This is a genomic window from Blastococcus sp. TBT05-19, from assembly GCF_003319095.1.
Classification (GTDB): domain Bacteria; phylum Actinomycetota; class Actinomycetes; order Mycobacteriales; family Geodermatophilaceae; genus Blastococcus.
This window is the reverse complement of the sequence record NZ_QOHI01000004.1, coordinates 265303-282639: the sequence shown is the minus strand read 5'-3', so window position 1 is coordinate 282639 and position 17337 is coordinate 265303. Positions and strand designations below refer to the sequence as shown.

Annotated in this window: 17 protein-coding genes; 4 read left to right on the top strand and 13 right to left on the bottom strand. The window is 74.4% G+C overall.

Translation table 11 applies throughout. From position 1 onward, the window contains the following. Window positions 1–80: 80 nt before the first annotated feature. Together DQ244_RS12760 and DQ244_RS12755 are read right to left on the bottom strand one after the other, a co-directional pair. On the bottom strand, window positions 81–1013 hold the full coding sequence (locus DQ244_RS12760) for an MBL fold metallo-hydrolase (RefSeq protein WP_113811853.1): 933 nt from the start codon (window positions 1011–1013) through the stop codon (window positions 81–83). A gap of 9 nt (window positions 1014–1022) precedes the next feature. After that, complete coding sequence (locus tag DQ244_RS12755; RefSeq protein ID WP_233491360.1) at window positions 1023–1310, bottom strand: hypothetical protein; 288 nt, start codon at window positions 1308–1310, stop codon at window positions 1023–1025. Window positions 1311–1380: 70 nt separating this feature from the next. On the opposite strand from DQ244_RS12755, the gene DQ244_RS12750 reads away from it, so the two are divergent. From DQ244_RS12750 to DQ244_RS12740, 3 genes are read left to right on the top strand one after another with little or no spacing between them, the layout of a single operon-like run. Next, window positions 1381–3009, top strand: a complete 1629-nt coding sequence (locus DQ244_RS12750) for a bifunctional 3'-5' exonuclease/DNA polymerase (protein WP_113811852.1) — start codon at window positions 1381–1383, stop codon at window positions 3007–3009. A gap of 54 nt (window positions 3010–3063) precedes the next feature. After that, a complete protein-coding gene (locus DQ244_RS12745) occupies window positions 3064–3873 on the top strand; it encodes a TSUP family transporter (RefSeq protein ID WP_113811851.1) in 810 nt (269 codons plus the stop codon). A gap of 39 nt (window positions 3874–3912) precedes the next feature. Then, window positions 3913–5376 (top strand): YdiU family protein, encoded by a 1464-nt coding sequence (locus DQ244_RS12740; protein WP_113811850.1) that lies wholly within the window; start codon window positions 3913–3915, stop codon window positions 5374–5376. A 45-nt stretch (window positions 5377–5421) separates the two neighbouring features. On the opposite strand, the gene DQ244_RS12735 is transcribed toward DQ244_RS12740, so the two are convergent. The 11 genes from DQ244_RS12735 to DQ244_RS12685 form a co-directional block, all read right to left on the bottom strand. After that, complete coding sequence (locus DQ244_RS12735; RefSeq protein ID WP_113811849.1) at window positions 5422–5862, bottom strand: hypothetical protein; 441 nt, start codon at window positions 5860–5862, stop codon at window positions 5422–5424. Between the two features lie 7 nt (window positions 5863–5869). Continuing rightward, window positions 5870–6907, bottom strand: coding sequence for a uroporphyrinogen decarboxylase family protein (locus DQ244_RS12730; protein ID WP_113811848.1), 1038 nt, complete (start codon window positions 6905–6907; stop codon window positions 5870–5872). 70 nt (window positions 6908–6977) lie between these two features. Next, complete coding sequence (locus tag DQ244_RS12725; protein ID WP_233491359.1) at window positions 6978–8855, bottom strand: helicase-related protein; 1878 nt, start codon at window positions 8853–8855, stop codon at window positions 6978–6980. A 51-nt stretch (window positions 8856–8906) separates the two neighbouring features. Beyond that, complete coding sequence (locus DQ244_RS12720; RefSeq protein ID WP_113811847.1) at window positions 8907–9890, bottom strand: YihY/virulence factor BrkB family protein; 984 nt, start codon at window positions 9888–9890, stop codon at window positions 8907–8909. Window positions 9891–9928: 38 nt separating this feature from the next. Then, the gene (locus tag DQ244_RS20165; RefSeq protein ID WP_113812030.1) at window positions 9929–10246 is read right to left on the bottom strand and encodes a WhiB family transcriptional regulator; all 318 of its coding nucleotides are present in this window, start codon (window positions 10244–10246) and stop codon (window positions 9929–9931) included. A gap of 235 nt (window positions 10247–10481) precedes the next feature. After that, complete coding sequence (locus tag DQ244_RS12710; protein WP_113811846.1) at window positions 10482–10967, bottom strand: heme-degrading domain-containing protein; 486 nt, start codon at window positions 10965–10967, stop codon at window positions 10482–10484. Between the two features lie 10 nt (window positions 10968–10977). Continuing rightward, window positions 10978–12153, bottom strand: a complete 1176-nt coding sequence (locus DQ244_RS12705; protein ID WP_113811845.1) for a S9 family peptidase — start codon at window positions 12151–12153, stop codon at window positions 10978–10980. Window positions 12154–12167: 14 nt separating this feature from the next. Continuing rightward, window positions 12168–13130, bottom strand: coding sequence for a fumarylacetoacetate hydrolase family protein (locus DQ244_RS12700; protein ID WP_113811844.1), 963 nt, complete (start codon window positions 13128–13130; stop codon window positions 12168–12170). Next, on the bottom strand, window positions 13130–14068 hold the full coding sequence (locus DQ244_RS12695; RefSeq protein ID WP_113811843.1) for a VOC family protein: 939 nt from the start codon (window positions 14066–14068) through the stop codon (window positions 13130–13132). The genes DQ244_RS12700 and DQ244_RS12695 overlap by 1 nt, the downstream gene beginning before the upstream one ends. Before the next feature lie 9 nt (window positions 14069–14077). After that, window positions 14078–15208: an FAD-dependent monooxygenase gene (locus DQ244_RS12690; RefSeq protein ID WP_113811842.1), complete on the bottom strand. Its 1131-nt coding sequence runs from the start codon at window positions 15206–15208 to the stop codon at window positions 14078–14080. A gap of 10 nt (window positions 15209–15218) precedes the next feature. Continuing rightward, entirely contained in the window at window positions 15219–16217 is a 999-nt protein-coding gene (locus DQ244_RS12685) for a cyclase family protein (protein WP_113811841.1), read from the bottom strand. Between the two features lie 85 nt (window positions 16218–16302). Between DQ244_RS12685 and DQ244_RS12680 the strand changes: the two genes are divergently transcribed. Further along, window positions 16303–17259, top strand: a complete 957-nt coding sequence (locus DQ244_RS12680) for a LysR family transcriptional regulator (RefSeq protein WP_113811840.1) — start codon at window positions 16303–16305, stop codon at window positions 17257–17259. The last annotated feature ends 78 nt before the right edge of the window (window positions 17260–17337 follow it).

Here is a 17337-nt window from a genome sequence, read left to right as displayed (position 1 = left end):
GAGCGACCGCCGTTGGCCCTCTCACCAGTTGCAAATACCATCGAGGTGCCGGTTCATTCCCCCCTCGGCGCGCCGTCCCCTCAGCTCCGCAGGCTCCAGGGGTCCTCGCGCCGCCAGACCGTCGGCAGGTGCAGCCCCACCTGCTGCTCCGCGGCCAGCTGCCCGAGCACGCGGAGGGTGACGTCGAGGTCGTCGCCGGCGTACGGCAGCGCGCGCAGCGGCCGGTCGAGGGGCCGGAAGAAGTCGTCCCAGTGGATCAGCACCACGTCCCGGGCGCCGACCGCGGCGACGGTCTCGGTCCAGTAGCCGCGGAGGTAGCTCTCGTCCTGCACGCCGAGCTGCCCGACGCCGAGGTAGGCGACGTCGGCGCGCAGCCCGTCCAGGGCGCCGGGCACGAAGCCCGCGCTGCCCTGGACCAGCGCGGTGCGCCCGCCGGCGTGCGCGACGAGGACCGACCACGCCTCACCGCAGCGGTAGGCGCCCGCGCGGACCGGGGGCACGACCGGCCGGTCGACGGTGCCGGGATAGCGGTCGGGCGGGCAGTGCGCGGACCCGACGAAGGTGAGGGTGAACGAGCCGAGCTCCACCTGCGCGCCCGGTCCGACGACGCGGATCCGGTCCGCCGGCAGGCCGGCGCCGCGGCCGACGTTCGCCGCGGACTCCCCGCCCAGGAGGGCCGCGCCGGTCCGCCGCGCGACCACGGCGGAGTCCAGGGCGTGGTCGTAGTGGGTGTGCACGGGCACGACGGCCCGCAGCCGGGAGCCCTCGTCGTCCAGACCGAGCCGGCCCAGGACGGCGCCGATGCGGGCGGCGTCGGGGGCGATCCGGCCCAGCCCGACCCGCAGCAGGGAGGGACGGGAGAAGAAGCCGTCGGTGAGGACGGCGTGCTCGCCGTCGTCGAACAGCAGGCTGGAGACGCCCAGGAAGGTGACGCCGGGACCCCCACCGGCCGCCGGGACGTCGAAGAGGGCGGCCCGCGGGCCGAGGTCCGGGCGGCCCGGCTTCATGCGCACGCGCGCACGCTAGCGCTCGGCACCCGCCAGCAGCCTCTCGACGGCGGGGGAGCGGCGGACCCGCACCGGCCGCCCGGCGCGGGCAGCCGCGTCGAGGTGGTCGAGCACCAGGTCCAGCGCCGGTGCCGAGAGCCCGGTGACCGATCCGGCGTCGATCACCTCGACCGGCATCGGCTCCCGGCCGTAGCGCCGCAGGTGCGAGTCCACCGTCGCCGCGTCGATCTCACCGGCCAGGCAGAGCACCCGCCCGCCGGCGGTGTTCAGCAGGCGGACGAGGCCGCGCGACGCCGGGGTCACGCCCGCCAGTCTGCGCGCGACCGGCCGGGCGGGCAGCGCGGGAGGCGGAGCCGTCGGCGACACTGCGGCGGTGAACCGGATCGTCCTCGTGCGCCGCGGGGACGACGTCGAGGCGCACGGGCCGGCGACCGTCTCGCGGCTGGCCGCCGACGGGCTCGCCGACTTCGTGCTGGCCCACGAGGCCGCCGGGGTGCGCTGGGTGTGGGACGACACCACCCGCTGGTACCCGGCGCTCCTCGCCTCGGGGGTCCGGGTGGCGCGGTGCACCGACCTGCGACTCACGCACGCCCTCCTGCGCCGCACGCCCTTCGCCGACCAGCGGCTGCTGGCCGCCGCCACCACGCGCGGGTGGGACGCGCTCCAGCCGGTGACCGCGTCCGACGCCGCGCTCTTCCCGCTGGCCGACCCCGCCGACGAGCTGGACCCGGTCGCCGAGCACGACCGCCAGCTGGCGACCCTCGCCGCGTCCCCGGAGCGTCGCCGCCTGGAGCTGCTGCTGGCCGCCGAGTCCTCCGGAGCGCTGGTCGCCGCGGAGATGACGCACGCCGGGCTGCCCTGGCGGGCCGACGTGCACGAGCGGCTGCTCACCGACCTGCTCGGCCCGCGGCCGCTCGCCGGGCACCGGCCCGCCGTCCTCGAGCGCCTGGCGGCCGAGATCCGGACCGCCCTCGGTGCGCCGTCGCTCAACCCGGACTCCCCGGCCGACGTGCTGCGCGCGCTGCAGACCGCCGGCCTCCCGGTCGAGGACACGCGCTCGTGGACCCTCGTCCAGCTCGAGCACCCCGTCGTCCCGCCGCTGCTGGAGTACAAGAAGCTCTCCCGGCTGCTCACGGCCAACGGGTGGTCGTGGCTGGAGACCTGGGTGCGCGACGGCCGCTTCCGGTCGTGGTTCCTGCCCGGCGGCGTGGTCACCGGCCGGTGGTCCTCGACCGGCGGAGGCGCGCTCTCCGTGCCGGTGCAGATCCGGCCCGCCGCGGTCGCGGACGAGGGCCACCGGTTCGTCGTCGCCGACGTCGCCCAGCTGGAGCCCCGGGTGCTGGCCGCGATGAGCGGGGACCTGGCGATGGCCGAGGCCGCACGCGCGGCCGACCTCTACCAGGGCATGGTCGACGCCGGCACCGTCGCCACCCGGGCCGAGGCCAAGCTCGGCATCCTCGGGGCGATGTACGGCGGCACCCGCGGGGAGAGCGGGCGGATGATGCCGCGGCTGACCCGGCGCTACCCGCAGGCGATCGCGCTGGTCGAGGAGGCGGCCCGGGCCGGCGAGCGCGGGGAGGTGGTGCGCACCCTGCTGGGGCGCGGATCGCCGGTGCCCGGCGGCGAGCGGACGGCGGACCTCGGGGAGCCGCCCGAACCCTCCGGTCCGCTGCACGAGCAGGACCGCCGGCGGCGCGCCTGGGGCCGGTTCACGCGCAACTTCGTCGTCCAGGGCACGGCGGCCGAGTGGGCGCTGTGCTGGCTGGCCGACCTGCGCAACCGGCTGTGGCAGCTGGGCGAGGGCCCGCTGGAGGACCGGCCGCACCTGGTCTTCTTCCTCCACGACGAGGTGGTCGTGCACACCCCCGAGCAGCTGGCCGCCGAGGTGGCCGAGGAGGTGCGCCGCGCGGCGGCCTCCGCCGGCCGGCTGCTGTTCGGCGGGTTCCCGGTGGACTTCCCGCTCGACGTCGCCGTCGTCCGGTCCTGGGCGGAGGCCGGGTGACCGCGTGAGGCAGGATCCCCGCGTGCGTGCCGTCGTCCTGCCCTACGCCCGCGGATGACCGATCTGCTGCCGGAGGGGCTGACCACCGCCACCCTCCTGCTGGTCCTGCTCGCCGCCCTCACCGCGGGCTTCGTCGACGCCGTCGTCGGCGGGGGCGGGCTGATCCAGCTGCCGGCCCTGCTGCTCGTGCCGGGGATGAGCCCGGTGCAGGCGCTGGCCACGAACAAGCTCGGCTCGGTGTTCGGCACCAGCACCAGCGCGCTCACCTACTACCGGCGGGTGCGGCCGGACCTGCGCACCGCGCTGCCGATGGCCGGGATCGCCCTGGTCAGCAGCTTCGTCGGCGCGTCGGTGGCCGCGCTGCTGCCGGCCGCCGTCTTCAAGCCGGTGATCGTGGTCGCGCTGGTCGGCATCGGTGCCTTCACGCTGCTGCGCCCGGCGCTGGGGGAGGTCACCGCGCTGCGGCACACCGGCCGCCGGCACCACGGCATCGCCGCCGCGCTGGGCCTGGTCATCGGGTTCTACGACGGGATCCTCGGCCCGGGCACGGGCTCGTTCCTCGTGTTCGCCATGGTGTCGCTGCTGGGCTACGACTTCCTGAACGCCAGCGCCAAGGCCAAGATCGTCAACTGCGCGACCAACCTCGGCGCGCTGCTGTTCTTCGTGCCGCACGGCTCGGTCTTCTGGGGCCTGGGGCTGCTGCTCGGCGCGGCCAACATGCTGGGCGGCTACCTGGGCGCGCGGACGGCGACCAGCCGGGGCAGCCGGTTCATCCGGATCGCCTTCCTCGTCGTGGTCACCGCGCTGATCGTCCGGCTGGGCGCCGACGTGTGGAGCGAGAACATCTCCTCCGCCCTGGGCTGAGCCCGGCGGCGCGTGCGACGCGCTCGTACGCTCGGAACCGTGAGCGTCGCACCTGCCCCGACCCTGGTCCTCGGGGACCGCTTCGCCTCCGAGCTGCCCGAGCTGGCGATCCGCTGGACGGCCGAGGAGGCACCCGAGCCGCGGCTGCTGGTGCTCAACGACGCGCTGGCCGGCGAGCTGGGCCTCGACCCGGCCGCCCTGCGGGGCGCCGACGGCCTCCGGTTGCTGGTCGGCAACGCGGTGCCCGCGGGCGCGACGCCGGTGGCCCAGGTGTACGCCGGGCACCAGTTCGGCGGGTACAGCCCGCGGCTGGGCGACGGCCGGGCGCTGCTGCTCGGCGAGCTGACCCGCGCCGACGGCCGGCTGCTCGACCTGCACCTCAAGGGGAGCGGGCGCACCCCGGTGGCCCGCGGCGGGGACGGGCTGGCCGCGGTCGGGCCGATGCTGCGCGAGTACGTGGTCAGCGAGGCGATGCACGCCCTCGGCATCCCCACCACCCGCGCCCTCGCCGTGGTCGCCACCGGGCGCGGCGTGCGCCGCGAGACCGAGCTGCCGGGCGCCGTGCTCGCGCGGGTCGCGAGCAGCCACCTGCGGGTGGGCAGCTTCCAGTACGCCGCCTCGACCGGCGACGCCGACCTGCTGCGCCGGCTCGCCGACCACGCGATCGCCCGGCACCACCCGGCCGCCGCCGACGCCGCGCAGCCCTACCTGGCGCTGTACGAGCAGGTGCTCCAGGTGCAGGCGGAGCTGGTGGCCCGCTGGATGCTGGTCGGCTTCGTGCACGGGGTGATGAACACCGACAACGTGACGATCTCCGGCGAGACCATCGACTACGGGCCCTGCGCGTTCCTCGACGTGTTCGACCCGGGCAGCGTCTACAGCTCCATCGACACCGCCGGGCGCTACGCCTACGGCAACCAGCCGATCGTGACCGAGTGGAACCTGGCCCGGCTGGCCGAGGCGATGCTGCCGCTGCTGGCCGAGGACACCGAGGCCGCAGTGGGCATCGCCACCGAGGCCCTGGGGACCTTCCGCCGCCGGTACAGCGAGGCGTGGACCGCGGGCATGCGGGCCAAGCTGGGCCTCCCCGACGGGCTCGACGGCGAGGTGGCCACCGGCCTGATCGACGACCTGCAGGCCCTGATGCGGGACAACCGGGTCGACCACACGACGTTCTTCCGCCGGCTCGGCGACGCGGCACGCGGCGACGCCGAGCCCGCGCGGCTGCTGGTGCTCGACCTCGCCGGGTTCGACGCCTGGCTGGAGCGGTGGCGCGCCGTCGGCCCCGACGCCGCCGCCATGGACCGGGTCAACCCCGTCTACATCCCGCGCAACCACCTCGTGGAGCAGGCGCTCACGGCGGCGACCGCCGACGACCTGGAGCCGCTCCACCGCCTGCTCGAGGTGCTCGCCCGGCCGTTCGACGAGCGCCCCGGCCTGGAGCGCTACGCCGAGCCGGCGCCGGAGGCGTTCGGCGCCTACGTCACGTTCTGCGGGACCTGACCTCGCTTCTGCGGGACTTGATCTCGCCGGGAGGGCCCGACGGGCTCACCCGGTCGGCGGGCGCGCGTCGCGCACGCTGCGCCGGGTCACGCGCATCGATCGCTCCACCTGCTCCTCCGGCACCAGCCACTCCAGGGTCGCGCCGGCGGTCTCCAGCACGATCAGGCGCGGTCGCGGCCCCACCGCCCGCGGACCGCGTCGAGGGGTGTCCCCGGGCGGGCGCAGGGTGCACGAACGGACGGCGACGGTCAGCCGCGACCGCCAGCGGGAGTCCGGCTCGAAGACGACGGAACCCGGCGGGACGCGGGCCGTCCCGCGCCTCCACCGGCGGCCGAGCCCGGGGTGGGCGCCCTCGACGACCCGGAGGGCGCAGCGGATCTGCGTCGCCCGCGCCCGCTTCTCGATGCGTCGTTCGCGACGCCGTTCCCGCATCCCCTCGAGCACACCGCTGGGGTCCAGCAGGAGCTCGAGGAGGAAGCCCAGCACGCCCGGGTCAGCCGAGCTCGGCCCGCACGATCGCCGCGGCCCGCGCCAGCGAGCGCATCTTCCCGACGGCCGAGGCGCGCGGCAGGTACTTCAGGCCGCAGTCGCTCGACAGCATCAGCTTGTCGACGTCGACGTCGTCCAGCGCGCGCCGGACCCGGTCGGCGACGACCTCCGGCGTCTCCACCTCGGGCGTGGACAGGTCCAGGACGCCGAGGGCGATGCCCTTTCCGCGCAGCGGCCGCAGCGAGGCGGGGTCGAGGGAGGACTGCGCCGTCTCCACCGAGATCGTGTGCGCGGGGGTGTCGGCCAGCTCCGGCAGGAACGAGTAGCCGTCGGGCCGCTCGGCGACCATCGCCGCGTAGCCGAAGCACAGGTGCACGTGCACCGGGCCGGCGGCGCCCTCGATCGCGCGGGTGAGCGCCTCGGCGCCGTACTTCCGGGCGACGTCCGGGCGGGCCTGCAGCCACGGCTCGTCGACCTGCACGATGTCGGCGCCGGCGGCGAACAGGTCGGCGATCTCCTCGCGGACGACGTCGGCGTAGGCCAGGGCGAGCGCGCGGTCGTCGGGGTAGTGGTCGTTCTGGGCCTGCTGGGCCATCGTGAACGGGCCCGGCACGGTGATCTTGACCGCGCGGTCGGTGTGCGCCCGGAGGAAGCGGACGTCGTCGACCTGGACCGGCCGGGGACGCCGGATCTCCCCGGTCACCCGCGGCACCGGGATGTCGATGCCCGACCGGTTGCGGACGCTGCCGGGGTTGTCCAGGTCCAGCCCGTCCAGCGCCGTCGCGAAGTGGTTGGAGTAGGACTCGCGGCGGATCTCGCCGTCGGTGAGGACGTCGAGGCCGGCCTCCTCCTGCGCGCGGATCGTGACCAGCGTGGCGTCGTCCTGCGCCTCGGCGAGGAACTGCTCCGGCACGCGCCACAGCTCCGCCGCCCGCACCCGCGGCGGGAACTGGTGGCCCAGCCGCTCGCGGTCGATCAGCCAGTCGGGCTGCGGCAGGCTGCCGACGACCATGGTGGGCAGCGGCGGGAGCTGAGCGGTCATCGGTGTCCTCCGGACGGTCGGGTGCGCGCGTCGATCCTGCCGCACGCGCACCGACCGGGCGCCGGGGGACTCAGCCCCGGCGGGACCGCCCCCGCGGGCCGCCCTGCCGTCCGCCCAGGGCGCGCCCGGCGGCCCGTCCGGCGGTCCGGCGCCCGCCCGAGGAGGGACGGCGGTCCCGCTCGCCGGCGCTGCCGCGGCCCGCGGGGGCGCTGCACGGCCGGCACGTGGTGAACCAGGGCGCGATGGGCCGGCCGCAGTCGGTGCACTTCCCGGAGCGGCCCAGGGCGATGGCGTCGGGGAGCAGCTCGGTGATCATCTCCGCGCACTCCTCCTCGACCCAGGCGGCGTCGTCGCCGGAGAGCCCGCCGACGCCGGGGAACTGGCGCAGCAGCGTCTGCGCGTCGCGCGCGGCGGCCGCCGCCTGCTCGTAGTCCTCGACGCCGCCGCCGCGCGGCACGTCGGGCAGCACGGTCTCCGGCGGGACGGGGATGCCGACCTCGTGCTGCAGCGCGGCCTTGGCGAGCACCAGCCAGCGGGTGCGCCGCGGCGGGTTGTAGTCGATCGCCAGGTTGACCAGGCGCCAGACGGTCCGCAGGTCGCCGGCCGCGCCCAGCGGGCCGCGCAGCAGCGGCAGCAGGGCGTGCACCCGCAGCACCAGGCTGGTCACGTCGTCGGCGGTCATCGCCTGGTCGCGGGTGGCGGCGCGCGCCCACGCCATCCAGCGCGTGAGGGCCTCGGGGAGGTCGACCGGCTCGAAGGCGCCGAGGTCCTCCAGCTCCGGTCGCAGCCGGGGCGCCCGCTTGGGCAGGTCGCTCATCTCGTCGCCGCGCGCGACGGCGGCACCGGCGCCGACCAGGGAGGCGATCGGCCTGAGCCCGCTGACCCCTATCAGGATGCCGACGGCGCCGTGCCCGGTGAGGCCGTAGCGACCGGCCCGCCCGGCGATCTGGGCGGCCTCCCAGGTGCGCAGCGGCCGCATCTCCTGGCCGTCGAACTTCGTCGTCTCGGCGAAGAGCACGGTCGTGGCGGGCACGTTGATGCCGTGGCCGATGACGTCGGTGGTGACCAGCACGTCGAGCTCGCCGCTGGTGAAGCGCTCGATGACCTCGCGGCGGGTGGCCGGTGGCAGGGCGCCGTAGAGGACGCCGACCTTGCCGGGCCGGTGCTGGTCGAGCTCGGCGGCCACGGCGTAGACCGCCTTGCGGGAGAAGGCGACGACCAGCGTCTGGGGGCGGACGCCGTCGGCCCGCACCGGGGCCCTCAGGACGTCGAGGCGGGAGAGCCGCTTGTGGTTGACGACCTCGACGTGCTCGGCGTCGGAGACCAGCGGCTTGAGCACCAGGTAGGCCTCCGCCGCGGAGATGAGGTGCATCTCCCGGTACTCGCCGGTGAGCAGCAGGCGGGCCCAGTGGTGGCCGCGGTCGGGGTCGGTGACCCAGTGCGCCTCGTCGAGCACGAGCATCTCGCCGCGCGGGGGCGCCTTCTCGACGGTGCAGCAGACGATGGGCGCGAAGGGGTCGATCTCCTCCTCGCCGGTCGAGAGGCCCACCATGCCCTCGGGCAGCTGGGCCGACAGCTTCGCGTAGGCCTCGTGGGCCAGCTGGCGCAGTGGCGCGGCGTAGACGCCGGAGCCGGTGGCGGCGAGCGCCTGCAGCGACTCGTAGGTCTTGCCGGAGTTCGTCGGGCCGAGGTGGAAGACCACGTTCTCGGGGGGCACGGGGCGCACGGGGAGCTCGGGCTCGGCGCCCTCGACCCAGCTCTGCTGGGCCAGCTTCTCGGCGCGGGCGGCGATGCTGTCGGACTCGCGGGCCTGCGTCCGGCGGGAGGAGGAGCGCTCCCGACGTCGGGCGGTGGCGGGCTGGGGCGGCGTCTCGGGCAGGAGTGGTCCTTCGCTGGTTCCAGGCAGGGGTCGACGCCCGGGAGGGCGGACGAGTGCGTCGTTGCCCATGACAACACGCTCGGTGGCCGATCCATGCCCGCGGGTGGCCGGACGCGCGGCTCAACCGTCTTCCGGGTAGGGCGGCGCGCTGTCGGCGACCACCGCGCCGCGCTGGCCCAGCGGCCGCTCGGGGCCCACCGTCGAGTCCCGCGCCGTCTGCCGCTCGGTCTCGGCGTTGATCGCGGCGCCGACGATCACGAGAAAGACGGTCAGCCACAGCCAGAACATGCTCACGGCCACGCCGGCCAGCGACCCGTAGGTCGACCGGTAGCCACCGAGGGTCTCCACGTAGGCGAACAGGACTGCCGTCGCGCCCAGCCACAGCAGGGTGGCCAGCGCCGCGCCGCCGCTGATCCACCGCCACCGGGCGCCCGTCCGGTCGGGCACGAAGCGGTAGAGCACGGACAGGGCGGTCGCGATCAGCGCGGCCAGGACCGGCCAGCCGAGCAGCCGGCCCGTAGCGCGGACGGGGCCCGGTGCGCCCGCCAGCAGGCCGTCGACGTACCCGGACACGCTCAGGGCACCGCCCACCAGCAGCGCACCGCCGACGACGACGCCCAGGCCGATCGAGGCGCGCCGCAGCCAGCCGCGCGTGTCGTGCTGGAGGTAGGCCAGGGTGAGGGCGTCGACCAGCCAGGTGGCCGCGGTCGTCGCCGTCCAGAGGGAGACGAGCAGGCCGACCAGGCTTCGCGTGCTCACGACGCCGGCGGCCTGCGTGATGGTGGCGAGCTGCTCGCCCACGACGGGCTCGAGGTCGTCGGGCAGCAGCCCGGTGACGTCGGAGAGTTGGCGCAGCGCCGCCTCGGGGCTGTTCAGCGCGCCGTACACCGACAGGGCCGCGATGAGCATGGGTGCCAGGGAGAGCAGGGCGAAGAAGGCGATGCCGGCACTGAGCACCTGGAGCCGGTCGCCCAGCACCTGACGGCCGGCCCGCCGGAGGATCTGGACCCAGCCGCGCAGCGGGATGTGGTGGGGAGCGGTGGCGTCCCACCCCGGGCCGGTGGCGTGGCTCCGGGTGGGCGCGGGGCCCGGTGCGTCCGGCATGGGCGCTCAGTGCCCCGGGCGGCGCCCGGGGATGCGCGTCAGGCGCTGATCGAGCCGTTGCGCTGCACGCGCACGCGGCGACGCTCGCGCTCGGACAGCCCGCCCCAGATGCCGAAGCGCTCGTCGTTGGCCAGGGCGAACTCCAGGCACTGGGCCCGCACCGGGCAGCCGGTGCAGACGCGCTTGGCGTCGCGGGTCGAGCCGCCCTTCTCCGGGAAGAAGGCCTCGGGGTCGGTCTCGGCGCACAGCGCGTCCAGACGCCACTCCTCGCCGGTGGCCGGGGCGGCCTGCGGCCAGAGCGGAGCCGTCTCGGCGGCCGGCTCGTCCCACTGCGACTCGGCGTCCCACTCGGTCAGGTCGTCCCAGCCGGCGTCCCAGGCGGGCTCGGCGTAGCTGAGCTCGGGAGCGGACTGGCCGTGGACCAGGGTCAGGGCGGGGCGGGAGAAGGAAGGCATGGGAAGCTCCTCGGTCGGCGTCTGGGTGACGGACCGGTACGGCCCGACTGCTGTCCGTAACGCTACTGAGACCTTCGCCGGCCACGCACTGGCAATAAGAGGACGAAACCGTCTGGTGCTGTTGGTGAGTTGTGTCCTACCGCTGCGCCGGACCGGCGAGGGTGTGTCGCCGGAGCGCCTCGACGACCATGCGGTGGTCCTCGAGCTGGGGGAGCCCGGACACCGTCACGACGCCGACAGGGCCCACCCCGCGCACCAGCAGCGGGTGGGCCCCGCCGTGCGCCGCGTACAGCGCCGGGTCCAGGCCGAACTCGTCCTCGAACGTCGTCCCTCGTTCGCGGCTGGCCTGCCGGACGTGCAGGGAGCTGTGCCCGAACCGGTGCACCACCCGGGACTTCCGCTCGATCCAGGAGGCGTTGTCCGGTGTCGCCCCGGTCAGGGCGACCGAGAACAGCCGGTGCCCGTTGCGGACGATCTCGACCGCCACCGGCGCCGCCTCCGCGCGGGCGGCCGCCACGAGCGCAGCGCCGAGTTCCCACGCGTCGTCGTTGGTGAACGAGTCGAGCTGCAGCTCCGCCTCCTCGGCGGCGAGCTCGGCGACGGTCGGGAAGGAGTCGGCCATGCACCCGACCCTAGGCGCGGCCGCCCAGCTCGGCGAAGGTGTCGGCGACCCAGTCGGCGACGAAGGTGCTGACGTGCGGCAGGTGGTCCAGCCCGATGTGCTCCGTCGCGCCCTCCTCCGGGGTGAACACCCGCAGCTCGCGCTTGGGCGAGCCGACCGCCTGGTCGTAGGAGCGGTGCGCCATCGCCAGGGGGATCTGCCGGTCGTTCTCCCCGTGCGCGATCAGGAACGGCACGGTGATCTGCTCGACGACGCCGTCCAGGTGGATGTCGTCGGCGAAGTCGAGGAACCCGTCGAGGTGGTTCTCGTCTCCGTCCTGCCCCCACACCCAGAGTACGTGCGACCAGTAGTGCGGGACCGGGCGCTCGCCCTCGCGCTCCTTGCGCCGGCGCTGCACCGAGCCCCAGTCGTGGTTGGCGCCCCAGGCGACGCAGAGCGCGAAGCGCTTCTCGAACGCCGCCGCGCGGGGGGCGTAGTAGCCACCGAGCGACCAGCCGACGATGCCGATGCGGGAGGCGTCGACGTCGTCCCGGGTCTCCAACCAGTCCACCGCCGCGCCGGCCCACACCTCGGTGTCGATCCGGGCGGTGAGCCCCTGCAGCCGGAGCGACTCGCCGGTGCCGGGCTGGTCGAGCATCAGGCAGGAGATGCCGCGGGCGGCCAGCTCCTCCCAGTGGTTCGACGCGTACATGTGCTCCTTGGTGGAGTCCAGGCCGTTGACCAGGACGACGACCGGCTTCGGGCCGTCGCCCGGCGCCTCGCTGAAGTAGGCCGGCAGCGTCGTGCCCTGGTAGGGGATCGCGACGCGGGTGACGCCCGGGCTGTGCGTGTCGAAGGCCTTCTGCGCGATCTCCAGCATCCGCCGGTAGGTCGGGACCCGGTTCGGGTCGGAGTGGGCCAGCATCCGCTCGGCCTGGGCGAGGTAGTTGCTGGCGCGGAACCACAGCTGCCCGGCGGTGCGCACGTGCCCGGCCTTCTCGGCCTCCTCGGCCTGGGCGACCAGCTGGTCGGTGAGCGCCGTCCAGGCGCGCAGGAAGTCTGGTGTGCCGGCGTCCTCGCCGGCGTTCGCGGCGTCCTTGATCGGCCGGCAGGCCCGGTCGACCTCGTCGATGAGCCCGCCGGAGTTCAGCGTCGCGACGACGCCGAGGTTCCAGGTGTAGGGACCGGTGGGGAAGTACTCGAACACGGGTGGTTCCTCTCTCAGGGGGTGCGCGTACGGGTGCGCGGCCGCGGACGGGCCGGGCGCACCGGGGGGAGGTCGTGGCCGGCCACCACGCGGTTGCGGATGGTGCCGAGGCCCTCGACGGTCATCTCGACGACGTCGCCGACCTGCAGCGGTGGGGGAGCGGCGTCGCCCCGGACGCCCCAGAGCTCGGCGAGGCAGCCGCCGTTGCCGCAGGTGCCCGACCCGAGGACGTCGCCGGCGCGCACCTGCGTGCCGCGGGAGGCGTAGCTGATCAGCTCCTCGAACGGCCAGCCCATGTTCGACAGCAGGTCCCGGCCGATCTCGACGCCGTTGACCTGCACCCGCATGTCGAGGCCGAGGAAGCCCTCGGCGTCCCGGTAGGGCTCCAGCTCGTCGGCGGTCACCAGCCACGGCCCGAGCGTGGTCGCGGAGTCCTTGCCCTTCGCCGGACCCAGACGCACGGCCATCTCGCGCATCTGCAGGTCGCGGGCGGACCAGTCGTTGAGGATCGTGTAGCCGAACACGTGGTCGCGGGCCTGCTCCGGTGACAGCGAGGCGCCGTCCCGGCCGACGACGACCGCCACCTCGAGCTCGAAGTCGAACCGCCGGGACCCCGGCGGCACCGCGACGTCGTCGTGCGCGCCGACCAGCGCGTAGGGGTTGGTGAAGTAGAACGTCGGCGCCTGGTACCACTCCGGCGGCACCGGCTCACCGCTCGGCGCGACCATGCCCTCGACGTGCTCCTCGAAGGCGACGAAGTCGCGCACGGTCGGCGCGGCCAGCGGCGGCAGCAGCCGCACCTGCTCCAGCGGCACGGCCGGGCCGTCGAGCGCGGCGGCGCCCGCGTCCAGGGCGGCCGGCAGCCCGGCGCGGACCAGGTCGAGGATGCTGCGCCCGTCGGGCAGGGCGTGCAGGCCGGCGGCTTCCACCACGCCGGCCTGCACGCGGCCTCCAGCCTCCCAGGTGGCGAACCGCATCAGACCGGGGGAGCGACGAAGAGACCCTTGTCCGGGTCGTTGAACGACTTCTGCGCGACGAACTCGTTCATCGCGTTCGCCGTGCCCCACTGGTCGCTGACCTCGGGGTTGCTGATGTCGTAGAGGTGCGGGTGCCAGGTGTCCTCGTCGAGGGTCTCCAGCTCCGTCGTGTACTCGACGGTGTTGCCCTGCGGGTCGAGGAAGTAGCTGAAGGTGTTGTTGCCGGCCAGGTGCCGGCCGGGGCCCCAGATCTTCTCCACCCCGGCACGGAGCAGCCGCCCGGTGCCGCGCATGTACTCGTCGACGCCCCGCATCTCGAACGAGGCGTGGTGCAGCGAGGCGTGCGGGCCGCGCGCGATCGCCATGCTGTGGTGCCAGGCGTTGGTGCGCAGGAACCACATCATGTTGCCCATCCGCGGGTGCATGAGCGTGTCCGACAGCGAGAAGCCCAGGTGCTTGTCGTAGAAGGCGACCGTGCCCTCGGGGTCCGTGGAGTTCAGGACCACGTGCGAGAGCCGCACCGGGATCGACTCGCCCTCCTCGATGGCGCGGTGCCGCCGGACCGCCACGTCGGAGCTGATCTCGACGGTGCGGCCCTCGTTGTCGAAGAACCGGAAGCCGTAGCCGCCGCCGGGGGTCTGCAGCGTGTCGGGTTCACCGATCAGCTGCACGCCGTCGCGGGCGAGCTGCCCGGCGAGGGTGTCGACGTCGGCGGCGGTGGCGGCGCCGAAGGCGATCAGGTCGATCCGCTTGTCGGGAGCCTCCCGCAGCCGCACGATGTACTGCTCCGGCGAGCCCTCGGCGGCCAGGAAGGCCAGGCCGGAGTCGGTGTGCTCGGTCGTCAGGCCCCAGGTGCCGGAGTAGAAGTCGAGCTGCGTGCGGAAGTCGGGCACGGCGAGGTCGACGTGCCGCAGGTGGGTGATCAGGCGCTGGGTCATTGCGGTTCCTTAAGCAGGCTGGCTGGTGAGCTGGGCGATCGAGCGCATCAGGCCCGGGATGTCGCCCTGGACGTGGTCGAGCTGCCACTGCGCGAGCTGGTTGGAGGCCTCGACGACGGTCGTCGCTCGGGCGTGACGGCGGGCGTGGAAGGCGTCCCACAGGTCCTGGTCGAGGACGTCGCGGGTGAGCAGCAGGTCGGTGAGCGCGAATGCGTCCTCCAGGGCCTGCGCGCCGCCCTGGGCGATGGTGGGCGGGCAGGTGTGCGCGGCGTCGCCGACGAGCACCGCCCGGCCGCGGTTCCACGGCTCGTCGAGGAGGTGCGTCTCGAACCAGGTGTAGTTGACCCGGGACGGGTCGGTGAGCGTCTCGCGGATCTCGTCCCACGGGCCGTGGTAGGCCTGCGACAGCTGCTTCATGGTGGCCAGCTGCTCGTCGGGGGAGAGGCCGCTGCGGTCCTGCGCCGGCTCGACGATGTAGGCGTAGAGCGAGTCCTCGCCGGTGGGGCAGTAGCCGGCGATGAAGGACGGGCCGCCGTAGTACAGGTCGGTGCGGGTGACGCTCGCGGGCCGCGGCCCGAAGGCGCGCCAGATCCCCATGCCCACCGAGCGCGTCTCCAGGTTCACGCCGAGGGCCCGGCGGGTCCAGGAGCGCACGCCGTCGGCGCCGACGACCAGGTCGTACCGGCCGGACGAGCCGTCGGCGAAGGTGACGTCCACGCCGGCGTCGTCCTGGACGAGCCCGGTTTGCGTGGTGCCGTAGCGCAGCTTCACGCCGACCTCGGTGGCACGCTCGCACAGGATGCGCGCCAGCGCCGGTCGCGGCATGCCCATGGCGGCCGGCAGGTCCGGGCCGCCGGTCTTGGCGTCGGGGATCTCGGCGACGACCGTGCCGTGCGGGTCCGGCGCCCGGATGCCGGTCACGTCGAAGGCGTAGCCCTCCCGCTGCACCTGCTCCCAGACGCCGAGGGTGCGCAGCTCGCGCAGCGCGTTCCCCTGCAGGGTGATGCCCGAGCCGATCGCCGCGAGGTCGGGCTTGATCTCCACGAGCTCCACGGCGACGCCCGCCTCGGCGAGGCGGATCGCGGTCGCGGCGCCGGCCAGGCCGGCGCCGACGACGAGGACGGTGTTCACAGCGGGCACGGGGTGCTCCTCACTTGACGGCGATCGGGTTCACGGGTGCGCCGACGGCGCCGGTCACGCGCAGCGGGGCCGCGGTGAGCCAGAAGTCGTAGACGCCGTCCTGGGCGCAGTCGGCGGCGAGCGCGTCGAGGTCCCACATCTCGCCGATGAACAGGCCGATGTTCGGGATGGCGACCTGGTGCAGCGGCTGGAAGGCCACGTCGAACTCGTTGGGCCGCACCTCGAAGCCCCAGGTGTCGGTGGCGACGGCGGCGACCTCGCTGCCGTGCAGCCAGTCGGCGGTCGTGAAGGACAGGCCGGGGGCGGCACCGCCGGCGTAGTCGCCCCAGCCGCGCCCCTCGGCGATGTCCCGGCGGGCCCGGGTCAGCCGGCCGGTGCGCACCAGCAGGAGGTCACCCCGGCCGACGCGGGAGGACGCGCCCTGGGCGGCGATGGTCGCCTCGAGGTGCTCGGCGGTGATGGCGAACCCGTCGGGCAGCTCGCCGCCGGTGCCGATCGCCCGGCCGACGTCGAGCAGCACGCCGCGCCCGGCGATCAGAGAGGCGACCGTCTCGATGCCGGTCACCGAGTCGCCGAGGCTGGTGACGACGTCGCCCGCGCGACGGCCGTTCCAGGCGTTGCCGTGGTCGAAGATGTGCCCGAGACCGTCCCACTGCGTCGAGCACTGCAGGGGCATCGAGATGACGTCGTCGGCGCCGCCGATGCCGTGCGGGAACCCCTGCACGCCGCGCTCGGCGTCGGTGCCGGTGTCGGTCATCGTGTGCACCGGGTTGGTCCGGCGGCGCCAGCCCTTCTGCGGGCCGTCGGTGTCGAAGGCCTGCGAGAGCGAGAAGCTCGCCCCGCGGCGCACCAGCCGGGCGCCCTCCACCCGCTTGTCCTCGGTGAGGAAGTTCAGCGTGCCGATGACGTCGTCGGCGCCCCAGCGACCCCAGTTGGAGCAGCGCTTCGCGGCGGCGGCGATGGCGCCCTCGGGGTCGGACCGGTCGAGGGGTTCGGGAGACGGCTGCACGGCTCCGAGAGTGGTGCGGCCCACACGGGTGAGGGAAGACGAGATGTCTGATGACAGGCATCAGCGGCGTCGATAGCGTTGCGGCGTGAACCTGGCGAGCCTGGACCTCAACCTGCTCGTCTCCCTCGACGCCCTGCTCCAGCAGCGCAGCGTCACGCGGGCCGCCGCGCAGATGGGGCTGAGCCAGCCGGCGCTGTCGGCGTCGCTGGCACGGCTGCGGCGGCACTTCGGGGACGAGCTGCTCAGCCGGGTCGGCAACGAGTACCGGCTCACCCCGCTGGCCGTGCAGCTCAAGGAGCTCGTCCGCATCGCGCTGTCGGGGGTGGAGCGGGTCTTCACCGCGCAGCCGGAGTTCGACCCGGCGTCCTCGACCCGCGAGTTCACGCTGCTGGTCAGCGACTACGTCGTCGTCATCCTCGGCGACACGATCGCCGAGCTGCTGTCCGAGGAGGCGCCGCACACCCGGCTGCGGCTCACGCCGCACTCACCGGCGCTGGTGGAGCGGGCCGACCAGACCCTGCTCGGCGCCGACCTGCTCTTCATGCCGCACGGCTTCGTCACCGACGTCTCGCACCGGGACCTCTACCGGGACGAGTGGGTCGTCGTCCTCGCCTCGGACAACCCGATCGCCGACGAGGGGCTCACCATCGAGGACCTGGAGACCCTGCCGTGGGTGGCCACCTACCACGGGCAGACGGCGTCGACGATGGCCGCGCGGCAGATGCGCATGCTCGGCATCGAGCCGAAGGTGACGGTCATCAACGAGAACTTCCTGACCGTCCCGACCCTCATCGCCGGCAGCGACCGGATCGCCCTGCTGCAGCGGCGCCTGGTCGACCAGCTGCCGCTGAACGCCGGCATCCGGTCGGTGGCGCCCCCGTTCGAGGTCGCCCCCCTCATCGAGGCCATGTGGTGGCACCCGGCCTTCGACGACGATCCCGAGCACCGCTACCTCCGGGACCTCGTGCTGCGGGCCGCGGAGCTGGCGGTCGGGGCCGAGGCGGTCATCGACCTCACTGATACCCAGGCTCAGAAGAAGTGATTTCCGCTCGGACGGCGCACTCCTGACACTTCTGCGGCAGTGACGCCGATCACCTGGATCGGCTCCCTGTCATCGGAG